Raw genomic sequence first — 2990 nt, forward strand, 5'->3', positions numbered from 1 at the left:
CCTGCAACTGGGCAGCCGTCAGGGCCGTCCCGTCGCTCGGCAGGCTCGTCGCCGTAACCGGCTTCTGATACTTGTGGATCGTCAGCGACGCCGTCTTGGACGGATCGATGTTCGCGGTGTTCGCCGCCTGCGCACCCCCCGTCCCGAGGGCGAGCATGCTCGCTGAGGCAATAACGGCCAAGGAGGCTATTATGCCGCGCCTCACCTTCGATGGTTTCATCGTGTTCCTTTCTTGTTCCCCCATTGATTTGCGCCGAGCTGCGCTAAGGAGTCTGGTTTTGTGGGGTCTTGTTCGCTCGCCTGAAGATGATGAGGGCGAGGGAAGTTATGAGGGCGAGAATCCCGAGGGCGGTCCCGCCGAAGATGCCGACAGCTCCTGGGCCGCCGGCGGATGGAAGCTTGACGGCCGCCAAATCCAAAACGGTTATCGTTTGGTTGTTTGCCGTTACTGACGTTGCTGCGGTGGCCGCGTCCAAAGTGATTCTGCCGTTCGCCGCTATGGTGAACTTCACGGGGGTGGCCAGGAGCGAGTAGCCGCTCGGGGCTTTGGTTTCGAGCAGCCAGTAGCTCCCCGGGAGCACGTTCCTGAACTCGACCAGCCCGGGTGACCCGGACACGGAACTGTTCACTCCGATCACGGTGGGGCCCATTTGCCCGGCAGCATCGTTGCGGATCTCAAAGGCCGAGCCAGTCAGCGGGGCGGTGGAACCCTGGACCGTCCCGGGTCCTGCCTTTTGCACAAAAACGTGGCCAGTGGTGGAATGCGTGGTGAAACATGCATCATCAAGCGGAGCTGGGCTTCCGGTGACACACCGGGCGGGTGGGATGGACCCGCTTCCGGTTGCTCCGTTCTTCAGGGTGGCGAACCACGCATTCGTATTGACCGTCACCTTGTAGGTCAAAACCGCGGTGCCGTTGCCGGGGAGGGTGAATGGAAGCGTGACCAGCTTCCTGTCAGGACCTGGGTCTGAATCGGATATAGGGACCCCGCCGTTGATGGTCAGTCTCATTGAATCGGGCGTGAACGTAGCGTTGTTAAGCACTTGGCTCAGGTCATCGGTGAGGATGACACCGGTGATGGCAGTCGCGGTGTAATTGGTGGCGGTGACCGTGTAGGTAATCACCCTGTTTGCGTTGGGGTCGCCAGGGTTGATGTACGTTCCCGGAGCCGGGGAGGCGGCCTTGCCCAGTGTCCACGAGCCCACGGGGTTGACGGTGCAGCTGGTGCTGCCGGCCGGACAGTTCGTTGGCGACGTGGTGGTGGAGGACGGCGTCAGGTAATTCTCAAGCGAAGCATCACCCAGATTGTCGGCGCCATTGACCGTCACCTGATAGGTGACGACGCTTTTCGCGCCAGCAGCGATGGTGCCCGTGATGGCCAGGGTTTTCGTCGCCGCCCCCGAGTTGTTCATGACTGTCAAAGGGGTCCCGCTCGTGGTGGTCGTCCTGAAGGAGTTGCCAACGAGGCTTGAGGCATCCAGAACGTCCCCGAGCCAGTCGGTGTAACTAACGGCGGCCGGCGCGACGCCGCGAGTGTTGTCGAAAGTCAACGTGTACGTGAGAATCTGCCCGGGCTGGACCGTGGTTCCGGTGGCCGGGGCAACGGTCTTGGAGGCGACCAGATTGGACTGGGGGGAGGCGCAGGCGGAGTTGTCCGTCGTCGGGCCCTGCTCCTGTCCGGACGGCAAGAAGACCGAGTTGAACAGGCCGGTGCCGGGGCCCGCGCAGGCCGCAGGCTCGTTGGTGTTCGTGTAGTGGAAAGTCAGAGCGAGATTGAACGTGTGCGTGACTCCCGCGCCGATGGCGGTATTCGGCTGGGCCAGCGCGTACGGGCCGGAGGTCGGAGGCGAGCCGCCAGGGGGAGCCCCGGCCCCGGACGTTGTCCAGGACGCGCCGGTAATAGCCAGGTTCGGGGCGAATTCCGGCACGTCGGCCAGTGAGCCGTAGCTCCCGGCTACCGAGCCGGTGTTGGAGACGGTGATGGTGTAGTTGGCTACAAAATTGCCGTTCGCATCCGGACCTGTAACCGCGCCCGCCTGCTTGGCTACGTTGATGACGGGCATTGCCGCCGCGCGGATTGATCTTAAGCGCGCGCTGTTCGACAAGGTACAGGCGATGTTGGCACCGGCTACCGGCGTGAGGCTCAGCGATCCGGTGAAAGTCGCGCCGTTCGGCAACCCGGGCTGCAACCCGGACGAGTCCGTGCAGCTGATGGTGCCGGCATAGTTCGCCAGGTTGGTCGTCCCGGCGGCCGCTTCGGTGAGGGTGTACGTTGCTCCGGCCGTTGCCATGTAGGCGCCGGTGGTTCCCGTACCCGGAACGACTGTCGATCCCGTACCTGCCGTGGTCGAGTTCGCGGTGTTGTTGACCACCGTGCCTGTCGCGCCGCCGGCGCGGATCTCCATAGTGAACTGGTCCGTTGCCGATCCGCGCGGCGCCCCGAGCGCCTTGGTCAGTGTGATCTGCGGCGGCATGCCCGCCGGCGGCACTCCCGGGGTTTCCGCCGCCGTCGCCGACGCGGGTGAAGGCAGGGTGCCGCCCAGGCCAAGGCCGACAATCGCGGCTGTGAGGAGAATTGGCAGTAGCTTGGCTGGAAGGGACTGCTTCATGGGCTTTTCTTGCTTCACTTTCGGGAGCGGGCACACAGGTGGTCTCTAGCCTTCAAGTGCTCGCTTCCCGCGATTCGTGACGCAGAAAACAGATTCAATTTTTGAATGAAGCTGGGAGAAACGGCCACCCACTGGAACAGTGGGAGCTATTCGCGGATCGTGACGCGAAAATAGGAAAGTAATTTTCGGAGCGCTACATCGGCCGGGTCACGTTCCGGTCGCTGCAACCTGCTATTTTGTTTCGGTGCGTTTCCGGCGGCCGGTGACCATGAACAGGCCTGCCCCCGCCAGCACGAGGACCCCGCCGGCGGTCAGGGCCCACGTTCCCGCGCCGCCGGTGAGCGGCAGCGAGAATCCGGCGGCGTTCGCCAGGACGTTGTC

3 protein-coding genes are annotated in these 2990 nt (G+C 63.5%); all 3 read right to left on the reverse strand.

Annotated elements, in window-relative coordinates; genetic code table 11:
- The coding region (locus AB0323_RS23885) for a hypothetical protein (protein WP_366179536.1) at window positions 1–181 on the reverse strand (181 nt) is incomplete at its 3' end.
- Window positions 182–263: 82 nt separating this feature from the next.
- Window positions 264–2609, reverse strand: coding sequence for a SpaA isopeptide-forming pilin-related protein (locus AB0323_RS23890; protein ID WP_366179537.1), 2346 nt, complete (start codon window positions 2607–2609; stop codon window positions 264–266).
- 231 nt (window positions 2610–2840) lie between these two features.
- Entirely contained in the window at window positions 2841–2981 is a 141-nt protein-coding gene (locus AB0323_RS23895) for an LPXTG cell wall anchor domain-containing protein (protein ID WP_366179538.1), read from the reverse strand.
- Window positions 2982–2990 lie beyond the last annotated feature (9 nt).

Origin of the sequence: Arthrobacter sp. NPDC080031 (genome assembly GCF_040702485.1) — a bacterium.
GTDB lineage: Bacteria > Actinomycetota > Actinomycetes > Actinomycetales > Micrococcaceae > Arthrobacter.